Origin of the sequence: Streptomyces viridochromogenes (genome assembly GCF_001270495.1) — a bacterium.
GTDB classification, from domain to species: Bacteria; Actinomycetota; Actinomycetes; order Streptomycetales; family Streptomycetaceae; genus Streptomyces; species Streptomyces viridochromogenes_A.
The window spans coordinates 376,064-395,943 of sequence record NZ_LGUR01000117.1 but is presented as its reverse complement, the minus strand read 5'-3'; the positions used below and the strand labels follow the sequence as shown (position 1 = coordinate 395,943).

The 19,880-nt window shown below is 67.1% G+C and carries 26 protein-coding genes; all 26 read right to left on the bottom strand.

Going from position 1 to position 19,880, the window contains the following annotated elements; translation table 11 throughout:
• Positions 1–42: 42 nt before the first annotated feature.
• Positions 43–852: a DUF2637 domain-containing protein gene (locus ADK36_RS13825; RefSeq protein ID WP_053197689.1), complete on the bottom strand. Its 810-nt coding sequence runs from the start codon at positions 850–852 to the stop codon at positions 43–45.
• A gap of 77 nt (positions 853–929) precedes the next feature.
• The gene (locus ADK36_RS13820; protein WP_053197686.1) at positions 930–1,355 is read right to left on the bottom strand and encodes a hypothetical protein; all 426 of its coding nucleotides are present in this window, start codon (positions 1,353–1,355) and stop codon (positions 930–932) included.
• A 93-nt stretch (positions 1,356–1,448) separates the two neighbouring features.
• Positions 1,449–2,765 carry a hypothetical protein gene (locus ADK36_RS13815; RefSeq protein ID WP_053197684.1) on the bottom strand — a complete coding sequence of 439 codons (1,317 nt, stop codon included), beginning with the start codon at positions 2,763–2,765 and terminating at the stop codon, positions 1,449–1,451.
• A 415-nt stretch (positions 2,766–3,180) separates the two neighbouring features.
• Positions 3,181–5,037: a DNA polymerase gene (locus tag ADK36_RS13810; RefSeq protein ID WP_053197682.1), complete on the bottom strand. Its 1,857-nt coding sequence runs from the start codon at positions 5,035–5,037 to the stop codon at positions 3,181–3,183.
• 71 nt (positions 5,038–5,108) lie between these two features.
• Positions 5,109–5,831: a DNA adenine methylase gene (locus ADK36_RS13805; protein WP_053197681.1), complete on the bottom strand. Its 723-nt coding sequence runs from the start codon at positions 5,829–5,831 to the stop codon at positions 5,109–5,111.
• Between the two features lie 101 nt (positions 5,832–5,932).
• Positions 5,933–6,643, bottom strand: a complete 711-nt coding sequence (locus tag ADK36_RS13800) for an SAM-dependent methyltransferase (protein WP_338060779.1) — start codon at positions 6,641–6,643, stop codon at positions 5,933–5,935.
• 96 nt (positions 6,644–6,739) lie between these two features.
• Positions 6,740–9,229 carry a phage/plasmid primase, P4 family gene (locus ADK36_RS13795; protein ID WP_053197679.1) on the bottom strand — a complete coding sequence of 830 codons (2,490 nt, stop codon included), beginning with the start codon at positions 9,227–9,229 and terminating at the stop codon, positions 6,740–6,742.
• A gap of 60 nt (positions 9,230–9,289) precedes the next feature.
• Complete coding sequence (locus ADK36_RS13790) at positions 9,290–9,799, bottom strand: hypothetical protein (protein WP_199830169.1); 510 nt, start codon at positions 9,797–9,799, stop codon at positions 9,290–9,292.
• Positions 9,792–10,133 carry a hypothetical protein gene (locus tag ADK36_RS13785; protein ID WP_053197677.1) on the bottom strand — a complete coding sequence of 114 codons (342 nt, stop codon included), beginning with the start codon at positions 10,131–10,133 and terminating at the stop codon, positions 9,792–9,794. The genes ADK36_RS13790 and ADK36_RS13785 overlap by 8 nt, the downstream gene beginning before the upstream one ends.
• A complete protein-coding gene (locus ADK36_RS48835) occupies positions 10,134–10,277 on the bottom strand; it encodes a hypothetical protein (RefSeq protein ID WP_159391147.1) in 144 nt (47 codons plus the stop codon).
• Positions 10,277–10,417 carry a hypothetical protein gene (locus ADK36_RS48830; protein WP_159391146.1) on the bottom strand — a complete coding sequence of 47 codons (141 nt, stop codon included), beginning with the start codon at positions 10,415–10,417 and terminating at the stop codon, positions 10,277–10,279. The genes ADK36_RS48835 and ADK36_RS48830 overlap by 1 nt, the downstream gene beginning before the upstream one ends.
• A 100-nt stretch (positions 10,418–10,517) precedes the next feature.
• Complete coding sequence (locus ADK36_RS13780) at positions 10,518–10,730, bottom strand: hypothetical protein (protein WP_053197675.1); 213 nt, start codon at positions 10,728–10,730, stop codon at positions 10,518–10,520.
• Between the two features lie 83 nt (positions 10,731–10,813).
• Positions 10,814–11,200 (bottom strand): phiSA1p31-related protein, encoded by a 387-nt coding sequence (locus tag ADK36_RS13775; protein WP_053197673.1) that lies wholly within the window; start codon positions 11,198–11,200, stop codon positions 10,814–10,816.
• 71 nt (positions 11,201–11,271) lie between these two features.
• Entirely contained in the window at positions 11,272–11,439 is a 168-nt protein-coding gene (locus ADK36_RS48825; protein ID WP_159391145.1) for a hypothetical protein, read from the bottom strand.
• On the bottom strand, positions 11,436–11,603 hold the full coding sequence (locus ADK36_RS48820) for a hypothetical protein (RefSeq protein ID WP_159391144.1): 168 nt from the start codon (positions 11,601–11,603) through the stop codon (positions 11,436–11,438). Before ADK36_RS48820 ends, ADK36_RS48825 begins: the two co-directional genes overlap by 4 nt.
• A gap of 72 nt (positions 11,604–11,675) precedes the next feature.
• Entirely contained in the window at positions 11,676–11,852 is a 177-nt protein-coding gene (locus tag ADK36_RS49480) for a hypothetical protein (protein ID WP_199830168.1), read from the bottom strand.
• On the bottom strand, positions 11,852–12,562 hold the full coding sequence (locus ADK36_RS13770; RefSeq protein ID WP_053197671.1) for a hypothetical protein: 711 nt from the start codon (positions 12,560–12,562) through the stop codon (positions 11,852–11,854). Before ADK36_RS13770 ends, ADK36_RS49480 begins: the two co-directional genes overlap by 1 nt.
• A gap of 914 nt (positions 12,563–13,476) precedes the next feature.
• Positions 13,477–13,707, bottom strand: a complete 231-nt coding sequence (locus ADK36_RS13760) for a hypothetical protein (protein ID WP_053197668.1) — start codon at positions 13,705–13,707, stop codon at positions 13,477–13,479.
• Positions 13,708–13,711: 4 nt separating this feature from the next.
• On the bottom strand, positions 13,712–14,566 hold the full coding sequence (locus ADK36_RS13755; protein ID WP_053197666.1) for a hypothetical protein: 855 nt from the start codon (positions 14,564–14,566) through the stop codon (positions 13,712–13,714).
• Positions 14,567–14,814: 248 nt separating this feature from the next.
• Entirely contained in the window at positions 14,815–15,078 is a 264-nt protein-coding gene (locus ADK36_RS13750) for a hypothetical protein (protein WP_053197664.1), read from the bottom strand.
• 9 nt (positions 15,079–15,087) lie between these two features.
• Entirely contained in the window at positions 15,088–16,035 is a 948-nt protein-coding gene (locus ADK36_RS13745; protein ID WP_159391143.1) for a hypothetical protein, read from the bottom strand.
• Positions 16,036–16,143: 108 nt separating this feature from the next.
• The gene (locus tag ADK36_RS13740) at positions 16,144–16,695 is read right to left on the bottom strand and encodes a hypothetical protein (RefSeq protein ID WP_053197660.1); all 552 of its coding nucleotides are present in this window, start codon (positions 16,693–16,695) and stop codon (positions 16,144–16,146) included.
• Between the two features lie 56 nt (positions 16,696–16,751).
• The gene (locus ADK36_RS48815; protein WP_159391142.1) at positions 16,752–16,907 is read right to left on the bottom strand and encodes a hypothetical protein; all 156 of its coding nucleotides are present in this window, start codon (positions 16,905–16,907) and stop codon (positions 16,752–16,754) included.
• Between the two features lie 3 nt (positions 16,908–16,910).
• A complete protein-coding gene (locus ADK36_RS13735) occupies positions 16,911–17,171 on the bottom strand; it encodes a hypothetical protein (RefSeq protein ID WP_053197659.1) in 261 nt (86 codons plus the stop codon).
• A complete protein-coding gene (locus tag ADK36_RS13730; RefSeq protein WP_053197656.1) occupies positions 17,168–18,139 on the bottom strand; it encodes an N-acetylmuramoyl-L-alanine amidase in 972 nt (323 codons plus the stop codon). Before ADK36_RS13730 ends, ADK36_RS13735 begins: the two co-directional genes overlap by 4 nt.
• Before the next feature lie 87 nt (positions 18,140–18,226).
• Positions 18,227–19,879: a right-handed parallel beta-helix repeat-containing protein gene (locus ADK36_RS13725; RefSeq protein WP_159391141.1), complete on the bottom strand. Its 1,653-nt coding sequence runs from the start codon at positions 19,877–19,879 to the stop codon at positions 18,227–18,229.
• Between the last annotated feature and the right edge of the window lies 1 nt (position 19,880).

Here is a 19,880-nt window from a genome sequence, read left to right as displayed (position 1 = left end):
AAAAGGTTGTACAAGGTTGCAGGGGGTTGCAATGACGGGGTGTCAGGCGGTCGACTCCTGGGCTTCGCTCCACTCGGAGAGATAGCGGCGGCCAGTGCGTCCGCTCACCCCGAAGTACTTCGCCAGGCGACCGCCGGAGAGGGGGCGGCCCTCCTTCCGGATGTCCTGGATGGCGGCGTCAATCTCCGCCAGGGTCGGCTTCGAAGAAATGGTGTAGACCGGTACCTCCTCCTCGGAGTCCTCGTCCTCGTCGGCGGAGTCGCTAGCGTCCTCTGTAGCAGTGGTCTTGACCAGTTCCAGGGGCACGCCGGCTTCGGTGGCCATCTTCTCCACGACCTCGTCCATGGCGGCCTGGTACTCCTCCAGGGGCTCCATGAAGCGGGCAGACAGCGGGCGATCACCCTGGAGTTCGTACGTCAGGGCCTCCCCAGGCTCCGCCTTGGCCTCCTCCTCGCCAGCCAAGGCGTGGTGAACCTGCCGCATGAGGGCGCCGAAGGCCAGGAGGGCGGCGGACGGCGGGACGGCGGCCACCAGGTACTCAATCTTGGGTGCGTCGGCGCCGACACCGTAAACGTTCAGGCCGATGGAGCCGACCGACCCAGCGACCGTCAAGCCGATGGCCCAGAAGTCACGGCGCTTCGCCAGTGCGGCGACCAGCATCATGATTTCTCCGGCGACGATGAACAGGTCCAGGGTCGCGGGCCAGGCCCAGGCTCTGGCGGGGGACGTGCCCAGGCCGTGAGTCGCGGCCACGTCGTGGAGGTGGGCGTAGGAAAGCCAGAAGGCAGCGCCGGTCAGGGCGATGATGACGACGCCAGCGGTGACGGTCAGGCGCGTGCGGATGGCGTTCACGGGTCAGGTCCTCTCAGGGCAGGTGCCCCAATAGGGGCGGCTGGAGTGCTGAAGATAGCCGACTCAATTGAGTCGCGTCAATCCTGTTCGTCGTCCTCGTCCGGGCTGGTCACGGCGGAGGCGCGCATGATCTGAGCGCGGAACACGGCTTCCATGGCGCGGCCCACGTATCCGTCCTCGCCGGCAACGCTGATGGCGTGGTTCACGACGGCCTGGGGGTCATGGTGCTTGCGGCCCAGGAGGGCTTCAGCCTCCGTCTGGGACAGGTCCAGGAGCACGGAGATACCGCGCGGCTGAAGGCCGATCGTCGGCCCCTCCACCTGGGCCAGCGCCAGGAGCAGCAAGGCCACGTGCTCGCGGACCAGGTTCAACTCCTCGTACAGGGCGTCGATGTGGGCCGACTCGTCCAGGTCTTCAAGGTTGCGGTCAGCCTGCGGCTCGTAGGGGCCGCACCCTTCGTCACACTCGTGTTCGGGGTTGCCCAGGGCGTCCAGGTCTGACATGGGGTGGTCCTCTCGTAAACGCCCCTGTTGAGGCGGCTGGAAGGGGCCCCAGCGGTGAGGCCCCTTGGTTCCGTCCGGGGAGGGCGTCCCCTGTCAGTCCTCGTCCAGGGCCTCCGTCAGGTCAACACCCTGCATGGCAGCGGCCAGCTCCAGGGCCATGCGCTCGCCACCCCTCGCGACCAGGGACGCCCAGCGCTTCGTGAACGCCGCACGCGCCTTGTCGCGGTCCTTGCGCACCCTGGCCGCCTCCACGTCGGCGATGCCCGCCTTGGCCATCTCGCGAGCCACCTGGGCGTCGTCCTTGAACTTGCCCATGAAGCCGAACGACGCGGCCAGGATGTACGCCTGACGCGGGGACAGCATGCCGAGCACGCGACGCACCAGGGCCCGCTTCACGGCGTCGTCCGTGGCCTTTTCCAGGATGGCCCGCTGGGCGGTCAGGGCGATCGAGCCACGGCCCAGGGCAGCGTTCGTCTGGGACTCAGCGGTGGACGCGTCCGGCCCCTCCTCGCGCTGGGTGTGCAGGGAGCGCAGCATGTCCACGGCCGTACCAACGGCTTCGCTGCGGCAGGTAAGGCCCTCCATCAGCTCCAGGTCCGTCTCCGTCACCGTGCCAGCGCGGAAACGATCCAGCGCCAGGAGGACCAGGCCGCGCTGGACGTCGTCTTTCGGCGTCGCCAGGTTGTCCTCCAGGACCAGGGCGGGGAGAACCCACTGGATCGGCCGGTAGCCGCCCAGGACCACGTCCAGGTCGTTAACGGCCGTGGGGTCGGCCAGGGTGTCCGCAATGGTGGTGTCGGCGTCCTCGCCAGCGGTCGGGACGTAGATCGAGATGGCACCCTGGTACGCCAGGCGCGCGGCGTAGGCGGCCTCCGGCGACATGCGGACGCGGGACTTGTAGGCGCCACCGTTCAGCGTGGCGACCAGGCCCTTGTCCTGGACCGCGGACTCAGCAAGGTTCACGTAGTCGGCTTCGATCATCTGGTGGTTCACGTCGGCAGCGCGGAAGTGCTTCACCATCTGCGCGAACAGCTTCTTACCGTCAGAGTCGTCGTCCGTGCCGTTCATCATGTCGCGAGCGCGGGCCGGAAGTTCACGCTCCACGTAGCGGAAGGCGTAGGCGCGGAAGCCGTCAACGCTGTCGCCCTCGTACCCGACCAGGCACTCCCAGGCGATCAGGGCGGCCTCCTGGGTCAGATCCTCCACGTAGGCGGAGCGCAGGCCCTCACTGGCGTCGCCCTCCGTGCGGGCAGCGGTCCGACGGGCCAGGGCGGCGAAGCGGGATTCCAGGTCCGCCAGGATCGATGCGCCAGCGTCGCGGTTGCCGGCCTGCGCTGCGGCCAGCGTCTCGTCCGTAACCTCCTCGCTGATGACGGAGCCGATGACCTGGGTGCGAGTGGTGACGTTCACGGTGGTGGCCCTCTCTGGGGGCCCCCGGATCCGGGCATGGCTGGGCCAGGGCATGGCTGGGCCAGGGCATGGGGAACCAGGGACATGGGTGTGGTGGGGAACGCGCCCCTCCGTTCGCGGCTGATCGGTCCGCGAGTTGTGAGCGCAATGTGAAAGTAAGCGACTCAATTGAGTCGGCACAAGCGGTTGGATGTCCAAGGTTGCCAGCCGGATGACGCCTACTGACCAGTAGCGATCGACGCGAAACCACAGATCAGACCTGGGTAGGAGACGTTGTCCCAGGTAGACCGCGTTGTTATGGACGATCGCCTTCCAGGCGACTCACTTGAGTCGGCATGTGTAACGAATCGGTGAAGGCCCTGAACGCGTGACGGGTGTCATACGTACAGGGCCGTTCACAGTCGATCGGGACCGGTCAGAAGTCGGCGCCGTAGAGCGAACCCCAGGACCGCTTGCCGATTTCGGCATCAGCGGCGATCGGGACGCCCAACAGGTCGAACGTCATGCACTCCGAGATGGCCCGCGCGATGTCCTTCGCGTCCTCCTTCGGGGCCGAAGCCAGGACCTCGTCATGGATCGGGAGGCGCAGGAACGGGACCAGGCCGCGTTCGTCCATGTGGATCAGGGCCTGACCCAGGCAGTCACGGGCCGTGGACTGGACCAGATAGTTCGTCACGGCGTACGTGCGGTCGCGGTCCAGCGGGAGACGGTGACCCGTGATCGAGACGGCAACCATGCGGTTGTTGAACGCCTCTATGCGCCAGTCCTTCGCCGCGCGGCCCACCTCCGGGTAGACCTGGTCGTACTTCGCCATGGCGCGCTGAACAGCGTCGATCGGGGCGCCAGTCTGGCGGGCCACAGTCGTGGCTCCACCCCCGTAGACCTTGCCGAACGCGATTCCCTTGGAGACCTTCCGGTCCTTGTCCGTGAACCCCTCGCCGAACACCAGGCGGGCCGTGAACGAGTGCAGATCCTCCCCGTTGGCGATCGCCAGCTTCATGCGCTTCACGTCAGCCAGCGCGGCCAGGACGCGAAGTTCCACGGCCTGGAAGTCGGTGCTGATCATGACGTGACCCTCGTCGGCGAGGAGCGCACGGCGGATCATCTTGTCCGAGGACGGAAGCGTCTGGACCGCCGGCTGGGTCACCGACATGCGGAAGGTCCGCGCTTGCATGGATTGGATGTTGGGGTGGATCCGGCCCCTGGCGTCCACGTTCTCCAGGAAGTTGTCCGCGTACGCGCTCCGCCACTTACCGGCCCGCTTGCTGCGAAGGACAGCGTCAGCGAGGGCGTTCGGGGGCCGTGAACCGATGGCCTTCCAGTCTCGATCCAGGTCCGCGATCGCCATCAGGACGGCCTTGTCCACCTTCCAGGCGCCGGACGCTGTCTTCTCCGTCAGCGACTCGCCCATGTCCAGGAGCGCGGCGGAGACCTGGCGGCCAGAGTTCACGGACTCCACGCCGTAGCGAAGGGCGATCTCCGCGAACTGGTCCGCGTCGTAGGACAGATCGGCCTGGAGGCCGGTCGTGTACTCCTCGTCCAGGACCATGCCGGCGCGGACCATCTGGGCGCAGATGCGGGCCACGCGGTGTTCGTAAACGGACAGCCGCTGCGGGACGCCCAGCTTGGCCAGCGTCCGCTCCAGGCGAGGGCGGAGCCGGGACGTCAGGATCACGTCCAAGAGGCCGTACTCGAGGTAGGTGGGATGCGACAGCGGGATCTTCGCGAAGCCTTCAGCGATCTTCAGCTTCAGGTCCTTGAAGACGGATTTGAGGCCGTCCTGGGTGTCCGGCGCGGACGCGTCGATGTAGTGCGCGGACAGCGGCTTCAGGCTCTGGCCTATGCCGCCCTCCATCTCCGCGCGGGGGTCGATCAGCTTCGCCAGGATCTTGGTATCCGTGGCCTTCGCGCAGGTCTCTTCCAGGGGGACGCCCAGGTGTTCGTCACAGACCAGGGCATCGAAGCCGGCCCAGTTGTGACCCGTGATGTCCGGCAGGATGCGGAGGGCCCAGACGGCGGCCTCCGCGTACACAGCGCCATGCTCGATCGGGAGCGCCCACGCTTCCGTCTCGTTGCCGAACTGGGCCAGGCGCAGGAAGCCAGGGCCCCAGGCGTAGATCTTCAGGCCGCACGTCTCCGTGTCGACAGCGACCGGCGTGCGGGATTCGGCCTGGCGGCGGATCCAGTCGCGGAATGGCTCCAGGTCTTCCGGGCGCTCCACGACGTATCCGTCCCAGCCCAGGCCGTTCAGGGTGCCGCTGAAGTGGCGCATGTCGTCCCCTCTCCGTTGACGATGCGGACAGGGGGAAAGCCGGACCCCCGCGGTGGAGGTCCGGCCTTGTGTCAGTGCTGGGTCTCGTGAACCCACAGGGTCTCGACGGTCTTGGGCCTTCCGCCCTTGCCGTGCTGTAGTGACTGGCGGTGCTCCGTCACCAGTGCGGGGACCCAGCCGGCCGGCGCCTCGTACTCCGACACCAGGACCAGCGCGCCGTCTGCCACCCAGGACTCAGCGGTCTTCCAGAACAGCGCGCTATCGAACGCGCCGGCCGCGCCGTAGGACTGTGTGCCGGCGTACGGCGGATCGCAGTAGACGACCGTATCCGCATCCGGGCGCCAGTCCTGGTACCCGCACTGGCGGACGTCCGCGCCTGCCATCCTGGGCGCCAGGCGCAGTACCGCACGGGCCGACTCCGCCGCATGGTTCCGCGGCGTGCCGTCAGCGTTGAATCCGCCCTTCGCGCGGCCTCCGAACCACTTACCGCCGAACGAACAGCCGAACCCGACGAACCCACGAACAGGCGACGGACCGGCGGTCTTCAGCGCCTCGTACAGCGCGTCATCTACGTCCGTCGGGGGCTGCCAACCATTCTTCGCCGCCTGCCACATCAGGACCAGGTCCGGCACGACGTCACCCGCGCTGGCGTGATCGAACAGCGGGGCCATGCGCGCGAACGTCGCGCCTCCTCCCAGGAACGGCTCCACGTACTTGCTCCGGCCCTGGCGGCGGGCCTGGATGGCCTCCGATATGGCCCTCGCAAGGCGGCTCTTACCTCCGACGTAACGCATGTCGTCCCCTCTCCGTTGACGATGCGGACAGGGGGAAAGCCGGACCCCCGCGGTGGAGGTCCGGCCTTGTCCTGCCAGGGAGGGGCTAGTGAGTCGGTCGCCTAGGGGCGAAGGTGCGCCAGCAGATAGGCGCCGATGAACATTGCGTAGACGGGCGGTATGCACTCCCGCAGGCCCTCACGCGTGGCCCAGGGCATGTCCAGGTCACGGCGGACGTAGTCGACGCCCTGGAAGTTGCCTACGGCGTGATAGAAGTCGCCAGGCTTCAGCTTCCGGCCCATCTTCACGGTGGGGGCCTTGTGCTCCGGATGCTCCGGCGCCGTGAACGTGAAGCCTCCGCCTGTCTCGAACAGCCGATGCCGGTACGTGTGGATCCCGAACATGGCCCCACAGAGGACGACCGGATCGACCAGGGGCGCGCCCGGTACGTTCTCGATCACGGAGGGCCGGTCCAGGTCCGCCAGAAGCGCGCGTATCGGCACGATGAAGTCGGGATGCGTGTTGCCCTGGATCCGCTGCGCCAGCGTGAACGCCTGGCACGGAGGGCTGGCGCTGACGCTGTCGAACAGGTGGCCGTAGCGGGCCAGGAACTCCACGGCGTCCGCCTGGACGAAGGCGAACGGGTACCGCGGCTGGTTGTCCACGTCCACGCCCAGGACCGCGAAGCCTGCCCTGTCGTAGCCGGCGGATGCGCCACCCTGGCAGCAGAACAGGTCCAGATGGACCGGCTTTCGAGTGGCGCGAAGGTCTGCGATCAGGGCCAGGATCTTGAAGTGATCGGCCAGCGTCAGCGGCGTGCGAGTCTGAGGCACGTGTGTCCCTCCATCAGTCGTAGTCACGCCGGAAGGCCGGACCCCGAAGGGCCCGACCCAGGGCGTTCACGACTGTCCGGAGAGGACGTCCCCCGGCTACTCGTCCCCGAAGATGCCCGGACCGTCCGGGGCGTCGGAGTGGTCGGAGGCGAGACGGACACCGATCAGGGCAATGCCCTTCGTGGTCGGCTTGTTGGGGACGCGGCGTTCGGCCAGGGCGTCGATGAACGTGCGGCGTGTCCACTGCTCGCGCTGGGGCAGGCCCTCCGCTTCGCACCAGTGCTTGTACGCCTGGTACGCCTCACCGCCGGCCATGGCCGTGTCCTCGTCGCACCGCTCCAGGACGCCAGGGAAGAACCCGGCGAGGGCATCCGACGTGCGCCGGTAGTCCTTCGTTGCGTCCACGATGCGCTGGGGATCCTGAAGGCCGGAGGCGTACCACTCCATCGCACCGCGGACGGCCCAGGCTGCGATCCCTTCGGCCTCCGCCACCAGCTTCTGGTCCAGGGTGTGGTCCCGCTCCTCCGGCGCGAAGAACCGAACGAACGGAATCAGCTTCACGCGACGCCACAAGCCTTCGTCCTGGCCGCGGAACTTCGGCTTGAAGTTGGTCCCGAGCATCAGAAGGAACGTCGGCTTGAAGGTGAAGAACTCCTGGCGCAGGAAGCGCGCGGAGATCTCGTCCTTACCGGTCACGCGCTTCAGGACCGCTTCGGACATCGGCTTACCCGACTCGCCCTCGCTGGCCATGACCAGGCGGGAGCCTCGCAGGGCCGCAATGTCGTTCGGGATGCCGCCGGACGACTTCTCCTCGAAGGTGCTGAACGGAGTGGTGGCCGTGATCGAGCGGAAGACGTTCGTCAGGGTGTCCGTCAGGACAGACTTTCCGTTCGCGCCGCGCCCGTGCAGGACAGCGAAGCACTGTTCCGCGGTGTGGCCCGTGACGCCGTAGCCGACCAGGCGGCGGATGTACGCCGGCATCTCCGGCATACCGGGAAAGATCTCCGCCAGGAACTGTTCCCAGCGAGGGCACGTGGCCTCCGGCCGGTAACTGATGTCCAGGCAGTAGGTCAGCAAGTCGTCCTTGTCGTGGGGGCGGATCACCCCTGTCGTCAGGTCCACGGTCCCGTTCCGGAAGGACAGGAGGTCCGGCTGGCTGTCGAAGTACGTGGGCGAAACGTGAACGGAAGGCACCGACTGAAGTTCCGCCAGGAGGTCGTCAATCTTCCGCCTGGTCGTGAACCCCTTGGCCGCCTTGCGCAGGCCCTCCCCGGGGTCCTCCTTCGCGTCGGGGGCCTTGTCCTCCGTCTTCCGCTTCGCAGCGGCCATCAGCGCGCGACCGATGAAGTGGACCATGTTGCGGACCTTCAGATCCGACCGCTCCCAGACACGGCCTGTCCAGGTATAAAACCCCAGGCCAGGCGCATACTTGATCTGGCCGTCAGCGAACTGGGCCAGGAGGTACGCCCCCTGGACGTCGGACGCGCCGTACTCCCTGATCGTGTCGTAGTACAGGTCCGTGATCAGGTCCACCTGGTCCCTGGTCGGGGCCACGTCCTCCTGGGTGGCAAGGGGCGAGTCGTCGTCCTGGGCGGGCGCCGGAGCGGGCGCAGGGGCGTTAACGGCAGCCTCCAGGGCATCGGGGAAGGCGTTCACGTCACGGGCCCTCCAATCGGTCAGGTCGTCCCCCTCGTTGGGGATGGCAAGGGCCTGGGTCGGGACGCCGTGGGAGGCCAGGCCGGCGGCCAGACGCTCAGTGAAGCCGTTGCCGGCCTTGTCGTTGTCTCCGGCGAGGACGACGCGCTTGCCCTTCAGGCCCGCGGCCAGCTCCTCCACCAGTTCGGGGTTCGCCACCAGGGAGGCGCCACGGATGATGACCGCGTGGAAGCCGGCGGCCACGGCGGTCAGGCCATCGCCTGGGCCCTCCGTGACGATGAAGACGTCCGTTTCACGGTCGGCCAGAAGGACGCCATAGGCACCCCAGTGCATCCCGTCAGGGTTGACGAGGGACATCCATCGCGCCGGACAGTCGCCGGACACGTCACGGCCCTGCAGGCCGCGGGGCGTGCCGTCGAAGCCGACCAGGGGGACAATCAGGCGCGGGTGCCGCCGGAAGCCAGGGGAGCGGTAGTTACGCCGCCGTCCCTCCTCGTCCCAGAACATCAGTCCCGGAAGCTGGCCGTCGTCGTACCCCAGGCCCAGGCGGGAGGCCAGGTCCTGGGTCATGCCGAAGCGGCGGACCGCGTACGACTCCGCAGGGGAGTTTCTGAACTCCTGGGCCGCAGCGTCCAGATACACGCGCAGGGCGGCCAGTTGTTCCGTGCCGACCAGGACCGGCTTCGCGGCCTTGACGACGCGTGCCGCGCCGGTCGCGTTGAACATGTCTCGCCAGCGCAGGCCGGCAGCGGTGATCACGTCGTTCGTCTCGCATCCGGCGCGGCAGGTCATCCGGACACGTCCGTCCTCCCCGAACCAGATGCGCAGCGAGGGACGGGAGTCCCCGTGCGATGGACAAAGGGCCAGGTAACCGCCGTCCGGCTGGTCGCTGACCTCCTGGAAGCGGTCCAGGATCGCGGAAACGTCCATACGGGGACTCCCGTCTGTCGGGGGCGTGTGCTTACGTCACTGGACCGGGGAGGACGTCCCCTACTCCGCGAACAACCGCAGGTCAGGTTGGGCGAAGGTCCCGATGTCCAGGGACTCCGTCTGCCGGACAGCGCGCAGGACCTCCGCGAAGTCGGCCAGGGTCCAGGTCCAGTACCGGAACCTGGGCGAGTAGGAGTCAGGCGCGACAGCGGCGTGCGCCTCCGGGCAAGCGACCATCAGGCGGTCGTACGTCTCCGCTGTGATGTGGACGCGGGCCAGGGCGGGGCCCTTCCCCCGAACCTTGTGGATCACGACGCCGTACGGGAAGCCAGCGTTAACGGCCTCCTGGTCGGCCTGGCGCAACCACGTGGGCACGGCCGGGGACTTGACGTCCTTCGCCTCCAGGATGAAGGGCCAGGCGTGGAGGTCTCCGACGTCCTTGGCCCCCTCCTGGGCCTGGCGCTTGACCAGCCGCCAGTCCGTGGGGTGGCTGTACTCCAGGACGCCGTTCAGGTAGTCGCGTATTGCGGACTCCCAGCGGGTGCCGCGGGCCTTCGAAGGGTTAGCCACGCTGCCTCAACTCCCTACGTGTGCGCATACGGCGCAAGATCAGGGCCTGGTCGGGGGCCTGCCAGGTGTGCACGCCAGCAGACAGGGTGAAGCGACGGCCGTGCGGCCGCTTCGGGATGCCACACTCAGCGCAGGACGAAGGTTCAGCGACGCCGCGCCGCTTCCGGCGCTCCGCCAGGATCCGGGCCACGGCCTGGTCGTGCCGGCGGTAGTTGCCGAACGGGACGCGCTTGTCCAGCTGTATGTCCCAGACGACGAACAGCGGACCGTCCATGTCCAGCACTGGGGCCACGCCGGACCGTCGTTCCCGCTGGCGAATCTCGAAGTCGTCCATTCAGTCCTCCCAGTCCAGTTGCATCGCCGCGCCGTTGCCGTAGGACGACCAGGAGGACGACTCCGCCAGCTCCTCTTCAGCGCGACGGGTGGCGGCCTCTTCCTGGGCCACGGCCAGCGGGTCAAGCCCGCGCCAGTCGTCCATCAGTCCTCCAGGTCTGCGATCAGGTCCGGCGTGATCCATGCGGCACGGACAGCGGAGGTCAGGGCGGTGACGTCGACAGGCTCCGCGTCAGGCGCGGGCCAGACGGGATGGACGTCCGCGGGGATGCCGGTATGGTTCATCAGTAACGCCTCCGCTGCCAGGGGAAGAGGTCCAGGGCCCAGGCGAGGGCGGCCAGGAAGGCAGCCATGGCGAGGACGCGTACGGCGACGTCAGCGGGTGTCACTGGTCCACCCCCGTGGCCCATCGGACAGGCCAGTTGGCGGCCTGGCACACTTCGGCGCCGTTCGTGATGGCCTGGTTCATGGCCTCCAGGTAGCGGCCCCAGTCGGGGCGCTCCGTGGCGTCCTCGTCCAGGATCACGACGTCCCCCTGGCCCAGCTGGCGGACGTCGCCCAGGGCCGGAGCGCTGGCCTTCGCGATGATTCGGAACACGCTGCCTCCTGTCGTTAACGGTTGTAGGCAACGCCGAAGGCCCGACCCCGTCAGGGGCCGGACCAGGCGGGCGCAGACGCGCGTCAGGCGCGGCGGATGCCGGGGCTGTATGAGTAGGTCTCTACGAAGCGCGACAGCGGCCAGTCCTGGTACCCGGCGGAGTCCTCCACCAGGCAGGAGATCAGCGGCTGGCCGTTGCTGTCCCGCGCACCCGTGAACTTCCAGCGGTCGCCCGACGCGTCCAGGTACTCCGCCGTCAGGTCGTAGGTCACGCCGTTGTGCGTGAACTGATCACCGTTGGCCGGCGTCAACAGGGCGTCCCAGATCGTGCCGCTGGCCCCGTCGCCGTGGCCCCTCGGCTGGTCACCGACCAGGGCGGTCAGGTAGGCGTACTCCTGCGGGGTCAGGGTCAGCGTGTAGGACTCCTCCGTCGTCGTCACGGTGCGGGTGGACTTCGTGGCTTCGGCCATGGGTGCCTCCTGGTCGTTAACGGTCTGGGCGCCCCTGAAGGCCGGACCCCGTCAAGGGCCCGACCCAGAGGTCAGATGTCGCGTGCGCGCCGCAGAGACTCCAGGGCAGCGTGCGCGCCGGTCAGCGCGGACCAGCCCTCCGACAGCGGACGAAGGGTCAGCCTCCCGTCCGGGGCGGTGTGCCAGGCGTAGGGCTTGCCGAACAGGAACACGCGGCGGCGAAGTTCACGGCGCTTCACTGGGCGTTCGCCTCCAGGTCGCTGATGGTGGCGGCACGCTTCGCACCGGCCAGGTACACGGTGCTGATCACGCGGTTGTCAGCGGTGCGCGTCTCAAATTCGGTCCAGCCTCCGCCCTGGTCGGACGTACGGACGATGTTTCCGCTGGGAAGTCGGAACGTCACTGGGTGACCTCCTGTCGTTAACGGTGTTGGCACGCCCGAAGGCCCGACCCCGTCAAGGGCCGGACCATCGGGTCATGCGTCGCCGTCCTCCTCCAGGTCAGCGGGATTGATGCGCTCCTCGTCGATGCCGAAGCGTCGGCGTCGTTCGTGGAGGACAGCCTTCGCGTCGGACCAGAGGAACGTCCACAGGGGCCGCTTGATCGTGGCGTCCGGCAAGGCCCGCAGAATCGCGGCCCGGCTGCCCGCCATCAGTCCTCCGGGTCAGCGGAGATGGCGTCCTGGTACGAGGTGACGACGTCCAGGACCGGCTTCGTGAATTCCCGCTTCTCCCCGGACTGCGTGGTGTACTCCACGTGCTCCAGGCGGAGGATGCAGAGGGCCTCACCGTCGATGCGGCCCAGGGCCTTCATGGTGTAGGGGAGGTCCTCCGCGAAGGACCACGCCGTGGCCGTGTACTTGCCCAGGCCCAGGTCCTCGTCCTGCGGGAGTCGGATCGGGAGAACGATGTTCGGCTTCGGGCCACGACGCTGCTTGGCCTTCTCCTTCCGCTCCGCCAGGATCTTCGGGCAGCCGCACGGCTTGCCCTTGTCCTCGTCGGGCGACAGGAACACGGAGCCGTCGCACTCGTGCACGGGGAGGCCGTCCGCCCACTGAATGAGCTTGGACTCGATCTTGGAGGCGTCTATGACGACCTCGATCGTCTCGGTGTCGGTGTCCACCGCGTAATCCCCGTTCGGGGCCTCACCGATGGTGCCGCCGTACAGCTCCTTGACGGCCTGGGCGACCTCCAGCTTCGGCGTGGTGATGCGCCACTGGCGGAGACTGACCGGCTTGCCGTTCACGCGACCGCCGGAACGGAACTGGAAGGCGTAGTCAGGGCGCGTCGCCCTCTCCCTCGCGGACTCTCGCTCCTCGCGTGCTGCCTTCGCCTCCGGGTCGGTCGCGAAGATGTCGAGCATGGACACAGTGCCTCCAGGGGTGACTGACAAGTGACTGAAGTTGGGGTGAAGCGCCCCTCTGCTACTGGTCCGGGGAGGGCGTCCCCTGGCTCTGAGCTGGCGCTTCGCTGTCCCTCACCCCTGGTCCGGAGAGGACGTCCCCCAGTCACACGGGAAGCGAGCCGCGTTCAGCGGTCCGGACGCGACGGCGCGCAAGCTTCGCGTCCTCCTTGGCAAGCCAGTTGCCGCTCTCTGCCCGCTCCTCCGCTGCCTTCGCGGCGGCCAGGAGGCGGGGGAGATTGGCACGGCGCAACGCAACGACCTTCGCCTTCACGGCCTTCGTGTGTGTGCGGACTCCAGTTGCTTGTCAGTGCGGACCCTGCCTCCACGCTCCGTGCGTATGACGTGCTCCGTACCAGCGACGGTGACGCGCGTCTCTCGGAAGTCGGCGGTCATCGTGAACCCCTCTCAGTGATGAGCTGTCACCACTGGCCCGGAGAGGATGTCCCCCAGAACGCAAAAAGGCCCCCGACCAGGCACGAAGCCAGTCGGGGGCCTTGAGGAGGCGTCAGGGGTGCGGCTGGGAACCACACTTGCGCATGCAGCGCCAACAGAAAGCTGGGTCGCGCATCTCCTCTTCAGTGGGCAAGGTCAGGCCTCCTTCGCCTGGGCAGCGTTAACGACAGGGCCCCACTGGGGCGCACAGACTTGGATCTCTGCCGAGACAGTGAAGGGGCCGGACTCCTTCCCCTTCATTGTCGTGGCCGCGTGCTGGCGGACGTACGGGCCGTAGATCTCCGTATAGGTCTCGTCAGTCGCGACCAGAAGCGGCTCACCGCACCCCCAACCCGTATACGCAGGGTTGCGCTGGGTCCGCCGCTTCACCACAACCAGGCGGTACAGCGGCTCCGGACCGTTCATCATGCGCTGCGCCATCAGGCCCCCGAACTGTCGCCGGCCAGGAAGCGGGCCAGCCGCTCCACTGCCTCCACCTTGTCGGCGAAGCGGACACCGTCCTGGTATCCGCGGCCGTTCGTGGCGAGGGCGTTTACGTGCTCCGTGGCCTTCGCCAGGGCCTCCTCACGGGACATGGGGACAGGGGGGAAGACGATCGGTCCCGGAGGCTCCAGGGCCATCAGCGGATCGAGCCTGAACGAGTCGGCCATGTGCTCACTTCCCCCGTCGCTGGGTGCCGGTAACCATGCGGCCCTTGGAGGAGGCCAGGGCCTTGCCGATGACGTCCTTGCTGTCCTCGCGGACCCAGCGGAAGACCTTCCGGAGCGTTACGAAGTAGTCGAACACGTCACGGTCAGCGCGGACGCCCTTGAACGACCACTCCTCGTCCGTGATGTGCAGGACCGCAGCGGAGTCAATGGCGGGCATCGGCTCCTCGTTGCCGTCCTCGTCAATGATCACGTCCGCGTAGCGGTAGGCGGCCAGCTGAAGGGCCACGTCGGTGTAGGTGCTCTTGCTGGTCTTGTAGTCGACCATGACCAGAATCGGGGTCCCCGAGCGGTCCGGGGTGATGGTGATCCGGCCGAAGGTGTCGACCTGGACCCAGATGCGAAGGATCGCGTCGAAGCTGCCCGCGTACTCGTGCTCATACGACCAAGCCACGTCTTCCGCGCGGACCAGCTCCGGATTCACAGCGGCCAGGAACTCCTGGAAGTGCCGGACGTGGTTCACGATGTCGGGGTGGACGTAGTCGACCTCCTCACCGTTCATGAGCCGCTCAAACACGTCGTGGGCGCGGGAACCCAGCTTGGACCGGACCTCCGTGTATCGGCGGGCAGCGCCGGCGATGTAGCGCTTCGCTCCGGCCCTGTCGCGGTCAGCCATCTGCCTGAGGTAGTCGAACGAGTCGATGGCGAGGTCAGCGGCCATGTTGGCTTGCCACGGGCCCAGGAAGTCCTGTTTCGGGAGCATGCCGACGACGGACGTCACGCCAGGCACGGTGACGTTGGGGCGCGAGTCGTTCACGTAGAAGCGGGCGCCCGCCTTCTTTACGGTATCGATCTTGGACAAGGGTCCTCCCAGGTAGCGGGGCGAGTGCCGTCACTACTGACCGGAGAGGAGGTCCCCAGAATGGAAATCGAGAATTGTCCCAGTTGTTGAGGCGAAGCTGGAGAGGCGAGAGGAATAGGGAATGTTTTTCTAAGTGGGACTAAACAAAAATAAAGAAACAACTAGAGGCGCCCCGCCCCTCCTTCCGCTGAAACAACAAGGGCCGACCCCGCGCCGGGGGCCGACCCATCGTCTGTGCGCGTCGGAGGCTACGTCTCGTCATCGTCCGCCAGCGCGTGACGCCTGGACGCCTCCTCCCAGGTCAGCGTGAACTGTCGGTACGGCCGGTCGTTGGCATCGTCCAGCACGCGCGCCAGCTCCGCCCTGGTGTTCCGGCGCGCGGCCTCCGCTGCCTCCGTCGCCCGCCACTCCACGACCTCGTCCGGCGTCGCGTCCAGGAGGACGAAGGAGTCAGAGACGGAGGAGAAGACGGCCAGCCGTCCGTCCGGCTGTCGAATGATCTGCTCAGCCATGGCCCCGCCCTACAAGCCAGCCGCCGCAGCGGCCAACTTCGTGATCATCTCATTGAGGCGTGCCTTCAGCTGGCCGCGAGCCTCGGGGGTCAGGCTGGCAGCGCGCTCCGTGGCGATCAAGAACCCGCGTTCCACGCGCTCCAGGGCGGCAATGTCCTTCGCCAGCTCCTCGCCGTCCTGCTCCTCGTCCTCCTCCTGATAGGTGCCGGCCTCCAGCTGGCGGAGGAGTTCAGCCTTCCGGCGAGCGTCGTCACGGGCCAGCTCTGTACGTCCCTTGCGGGGGAGCGTGGTCCCCGCCTTCTCGTACAGCGCGTAAACAGCCTCGGTGGCTGACAGCTTCGGGAACTCCTTGCGTGCCCTGTCCATGGCGGGGAACGCGTCAGGGTTGTCGTCCAGGCCACGGAGGTACTCCACGACGACGTCCGACATGCGGTTTCGGACCGCCTTCGCCAGGGACTTGTGCGTGGCCCAGCGGTGAACGTCCTCCTCCGTCACGCCCTTGCGGGCCTCCAGGAACAGGTCCCGTGCGATGTCCTTCGTATACTTCCGGTCCGCGACGATGTCCGGGAGATCGTCAACGGTCCGCATCTTCAGGCGCGCGTCCAACAGCGTCTCGGCAATTTGCCTGGCCATGTCGGCAGTCTTCAGGCCCGCGTTGACGGCCTTGCGCACTTGCTTGACACCGTCGTTAACGACAGCGTCCACGCCCTCTACGTCGTGCCAGGAGCGAATGGCTAGCTCTGTGGGCGCCTCCGGCTCCTTTGGCTCTGGGTGCGTCTCGTAGGCGTGCTCCAGGTCCTTGGTCAGCGCGGCACGGTCCTGGGGCCGGCACGCCTGAATGGCCGTCTCCACGGTCGGGCGCGCGGCGTACGCCTCCAGGAAGGAGCCTGCCTCCAGGAGGTCGTTAACCCTCTCGATCAGGTCTGCGGCCTCTTGCTTCTTCGTGGTCCTCGCCATGATGGTCACTCTCCCTTGATCAACTGGCGGAGTTTCCAGAGTAGCGTAGCCGCCCCAATGAGGGCGCCTGACAACGAAGAAGGGGCCCCCGAAGGGACCCCTTTTCAGTCACACAACCAGCGTGTCGGCCAGCGCGGCCAGTGCCTCCAGCGAGCCACCGTTAGTGATGGTGCGGTCCGCCGGGTAGTCCAGCATTTCCCGTTCGCTGCGGTGCTGGCCCGGGGTCTGGCCCGGACGTTCGACGCGGACCAGACGGAAGCCGTTCACGGTCAGGAAGTCGGCTTCGTTCTGGTACCGGACGTCCGTCACGACGACCGGCTTGCCAGCGGCGTGCGCTGCCCGGACGGCGAACCCTGCGGCCCTGATCCAGAACTGGGGCTCAATCTCGCGGATCGTCTGGCCGTAGTCCTGAAGGAATCGGCGGACCTCCGGAAGATCATCCTTGGCATACTCCCAGCCGACCAGCCGGACGACTTCGGACAGGCGCGTGGTCAGCTGCCTGTCTCCTTGCATGTGCGGGATCAGGGGGTCAGCCTTCAGCGCGGCCTCCTTCAGCTTGTCAGCGAAGGCGACGCGAACGTATCCGTGGGCCTCCACCAGCCTGGCCGCGACCGAGTCCTTACCGGCGCGGGACAGGCCGGTCAGCGCAATGTCCTTCAAGGGTCCTCCCCGGGTAGTGGTCCGTTACCACCAGGCCGGAGAGGACGTCCCCCGGATCAGACCCCGAGGAGGACGGCGACAGCGTTGACGATCGCCTCCTTCGGGAGCCCCGGCACGTAGTGCGCCACGACGCCAGCCACTACCGCGGCGCCGGCCAGGGCCACGCGCTTGTTCTCGCGCGCCCACGCGAGGGCCTTGTTCAGCTTCTCCATACGTCAGCCTCCCAGCTTCGTGTAGATGGTCGTGGCCGCTGATAGGACAGCGGTCACAAGGGCCGTGGGGACGGAGTACTTCCATCGCTCCACGGCACGAATCCTGTCCTCGTGATCGGCCAGGCGGTCGGTCATGGTGGCCAGGCTCTGGGTCGATGTCCGGACCTCCTCCCGCATGGCCACCAGTTGGTCATAGATCTCGCGGGCGCCGATGGTCACCGTCCCCACGTCGTTGTCCTGGCCGTCCGGTCCCTGTCCGTTCATCGGACGACGGTGAAGCCGCGCTTCGCGGCCAGCTTCCGGAGGCTGGTCCAGCCGGGGACACCGTCCGCCGCGGCGCCGGAGTACCCACACTTGCGCTGCCATGCCGCGTACGCCTTGACCACGCGCTGTCCGTAGTGGCCGTCCGTGTCTGAGCTGGCAAGGAGGCCCTCGCGGATGAGTGCGGCCTTCAGCGTCTTCACGCCGGAGTAGGTCACCGTCCGGCCAGCCATGGGCGGGTTGGTCCTGGCCGCACTCTCCACCTTCGAGAGGTCAACGACCGGCTTCGCCGGAGTGGTCGGCTTCGGGGCGGGCTTGGTCGGAGTGGTGGGCTTGGACGGCGTGGCCACCTTGCTGTCCAGGGTGGACTGGACGTCGGCGCGGACAGCGGCCATGTCCATCATGCGACCGGCGGACATGCCGGGGTCCCACTTGCCCGGCGAACCCCACTCGCCGTGTCCGATGACCGACTTCGCGGACCAACCGTGGTAGTCGCAGACCGCAGCGGCCAGCCGGCGAAGGGTGGCGTACTGAGCGTCCGTCATCTTGTGGCCGCCGCTGTACCAGATCTCTACGCCGTAGAAGCAATCGTTGCCGTCCACGGTGGACTGGTTGTCCACGGGCGGGTACTGGTCGTACGACTCGTTAACGACAGCGCGCAGGACGTCAGGGTCTCCCAGTCCCGCATGGTTGGTCCGACCCCAGCCGATCAGGTGGACCGTGCCGTCCTGGGCCAGGCCGAAGTGACAGAGGGGGCCAGGCAGACCGGCCACGCCGTTGTACAGGAGCGCGCGCTGGTCGCTCGCGTCGGACCCAGTGTGGTGGACCATGAAGCCGGATACCGGACCGAAGGACTTGCCCGTGGCGCTGTCCCGGTTGTGGGTCCGCCAGGACCGGTACTCCTCGAACTTGACGCCCCACTCGGTGAGATTGGCCAGGAGCTGGGACGGAGTCATGGGGGTGGTGGACATGCGTGAGTCCTTCCAGGGGGCGGCCCCCGGGCAGCACGAAGCCAGCGCCCAGGGGCCGTTAACGAATGGGGAGGAGAGAGCGGGGGGTCAGGACACCAGGTTGTCGCCAGGGTTCGACACGCCACCGCCGAACCCGTACGTGACCGTGGACGTACCGACTGAGAAGGCGGCAACGGTTCCGCTGGCCGCGCTGTTGGTCGCCGACCAGGAGTTACCCGTCAGGTCGTTGTTGGCGATCGTGTTCCCGCTGACTCCGTCAATGACGGAAATGCCCTTGATCGTGGAGCCCTTGATGATGCGGTTGTTCGTCACCATGCCATCGGTGGCGCCAGTGCTCAGGCGGATGCCGGCGTTGTTCGCGGAGGCTGCCGCGCCGTTCCCTGCGTTGGTCGTGCGGTTGCCCGTGATCAGGAAGTCATTCGAGCCGCTGACCACAATGCAGTGCGTTCCGCAAGTGTCGACGTTGTTGCCGCTGATCGTGGTGCCAGTGCTGTTGTTGATGTTGATACCAGTCGTGGCCCCGCTCCGAAGGGTGTTGCCGTTGATGGACCCACCGTCGGACTGGTTGTTGTAGATGCCGGTCGACCCGACGGAAGAGATCGTGTTGCCGTTCACGTTGGGGCGTGAGCAGTATTCGACCTGGATCCCGTTCGCGGAGTCAGCGGCGTTGCCCAGGATCGAGTTACCCGAGATGGCCACCTGGTCGATCGTCGCGCCGGAGTAGCCCAGGACGCGGATGCCGGAGTCCGTGGCCGGTCGCTCGATCGTGTTGCCCGTGATCGAGATGTTTCGGCTGTTCGGGGAGTAGCCGGCGCTGGCGGGGTTCGGGTGCGTCACGGCAATGCCGCTGAAGCCCGTGTTGTTGATGATGTTGTTGGCGATCAGCGCACGGCGCCACCCGTACCCCCGGATGCCCTCCTGAAGAGTGCCCTCCACGCGGTTGTTCACGACCTGGATACCGTAGTAGTACTGGCCGCCCGCGAGCGTGTGGCTGCCGACAGCGCGACCGAAGAAGCCGCAGCGGGACGAGTCGCTGAAGTAGCAACCATCCACCAGGATGTTCTTGCTGGGCGTGTTGTCGAAGGCGCCGATGGACGAGGAGCCGGACACGGCGATGTCTATCTGTACCGCTTCGCTGTACTGGCGTGAGCTGTCAACGGTGTTGTCCTCGTAGCCCAGGAAGCGACAGTTCAGGGCCTTCGCGCCGTCAGTGGAGTTGAACTCCATGGCATGTCCGCTGGACACGTTGGTCAGCGTGGCGTCCCGGACGGTGATGTCCTGGCAGTGCACGAAGTTCATGATGTTGGTCATGGACGTGACGCTGCCGGTCGTGCCGTTGAAGGCGTTGCCGTCCCAGACACCGCCCAGGACCTGGATGTGGGAGTGCCCGCCGTAGACGCTGAAGGTCTCGGTGTCCAGGAAGTTCCGGAGCAAGCCGGAGTTGCCGATGGCCTTGATCGTCGCGCCGTACGCGTAGATGGTGGTGAAGTCGTAAACGACCAAGAACGTGGACACGGCGTACGTCTTGCCAGGTGTGAACTGGACCAGGCCGCCCCCGGAATCGTGGGCGAGATCAAGGGCGGCCTGGATCGCGGCAGTGTCGTCGGTCGTCCCGTCGCCTACGGCGCCGAAGGTCTCGACGTTCACGGTGGAGCTGGTATTCAGCCGCTCCAGCATGTACTGAAGGCGACCGCCCGTGAGGTCCATTCCGGGGCGCCACATGTCGACAGGAGTGGACAAG

What these genes read in the sequence shown, in the direction of transcription:
- ADK36_RS13745 (WP_159391143.1), bottom strand. Translation starts at nt 16,035, where the DNA reads ATGGCGAGGACCACGAAGAAGCAAGAGGCCGCAGACCTGATCGAGAGG.
- ADK36_RS13820 (WP_053197686.1), bottom strand. Translation starts at nt 1,355, where the DNA reads ATGTCAGACCTGGACGCCCTGGGCAACCCCGAACACGAGTGTGACGAA.
- ADK36_RS48835 (WP_159391147.1), bottom strand. Translation starts at nt 10,277, where the DNA reads ATGGACGACTGGCGCGGGCTTGACCCGCTGGCCGTGGCCCAGGAAGAG.
- ADK36_RS13760 (WP_053197668.1), bottom strand. Translation starts at nt 13,707, where the DNA reads ATGGCCGACTCGTTCAGGCTCGATCCGCTGATGGCCCTGGAGCCTCCG.
- ADK36_RS13775 (WP_053197673.1), bottom strand. Translation starts at nt 11,200, where the DNA reads ATGGCCGAAGCCACGAAGTCCACCCGCACCGTGACGACGACGGAGGAG.
- ADK36_RS13810 (WP_053197682.1), bottom strand. Translation starts at nt 5,037, where the DNA reads ATGCGCCACTTCAGCGGCACCCTGAACGGCCTGGGCTGGGACGGATAC.
- ADK36_RS13770 (WP_053197671.1), bottom strand. Translation starts at nt 12,562, where the DNA reads ATGCTCGACATCTTCGCGACCGACCCGGAGGCGAAGGCAGCACGCGAG.
- ADK36_RS13805 (WP_053197681.1), bottom strand. Translation starts at nt 5,831, where the DNA reads ATGCGTTACGTCGGAGGTAAGAGCCGCCTTGCGAGGGCCATATCGGAG.
- ADK36_RS13750 (WP_053197664.1), bottom strand. Translation starts at nt 15,078, where the DNA reads ATGGCTGAGCAGATCATTCGACAGCCGGACGGACGGCTGGCCGTCTTC.
- ADK36_RS13785 (WP_053197677.1), bottom strand. Translation starts at nt 10,133, where the DNA reads ATGGACGACTTCGAGATTCGCCAGCGGGAACGACGGTCCGGCGTGGCC.
- ADK36_RS48830 (WP_159391146.1), bottom strand. Translation starts at nt 10,417, where the DNA reads ATGAACCATACCGGCATCCCCGCGGACGTCCATCCCGTCTGGCCCGCG.
- ADK36_RS13735 (WP_053197659.1), bottom strand. Translation starts at nt 17,171, where the DNA reads ATGAACGGACAGGGACCGGACGGCCAGGACAACGACGTGGGGACGGTG.
- ADK36_RS13730 (WP_053197656.1), bottom strand. Translation starts at nt 18,139, where the DNA reads ATGTCCACCACCCCCATGACTCCGTCCCAGCTCCTGGCCAATCTCACC.
- ADK36_RS48815 (WP_159391142.1), bottom strand. Translation starts at nt 16,907, where the DNA reads ATGGAGAAGCTGAACAAGGCCCTCGCGTGGGCGCGCGAGAACAAGCGC.
- ADK36_RS49480 (WP_199830168.1), bottom strand. Translation starts at nt 11,852, where the DNA reads ATGGCGGGCAGCCGGGCCGCGATTCTGCGGGCCTTGCCGGACGCCACG.
- ADK36_RS13795 (WP_053197679.1), bottom strand. Translation starts at nt 9,229, where the DNA reads ATGGACGTTTCCGCGATCCTGGACCGCTTCCAGGAGGTCAGCGACCAG.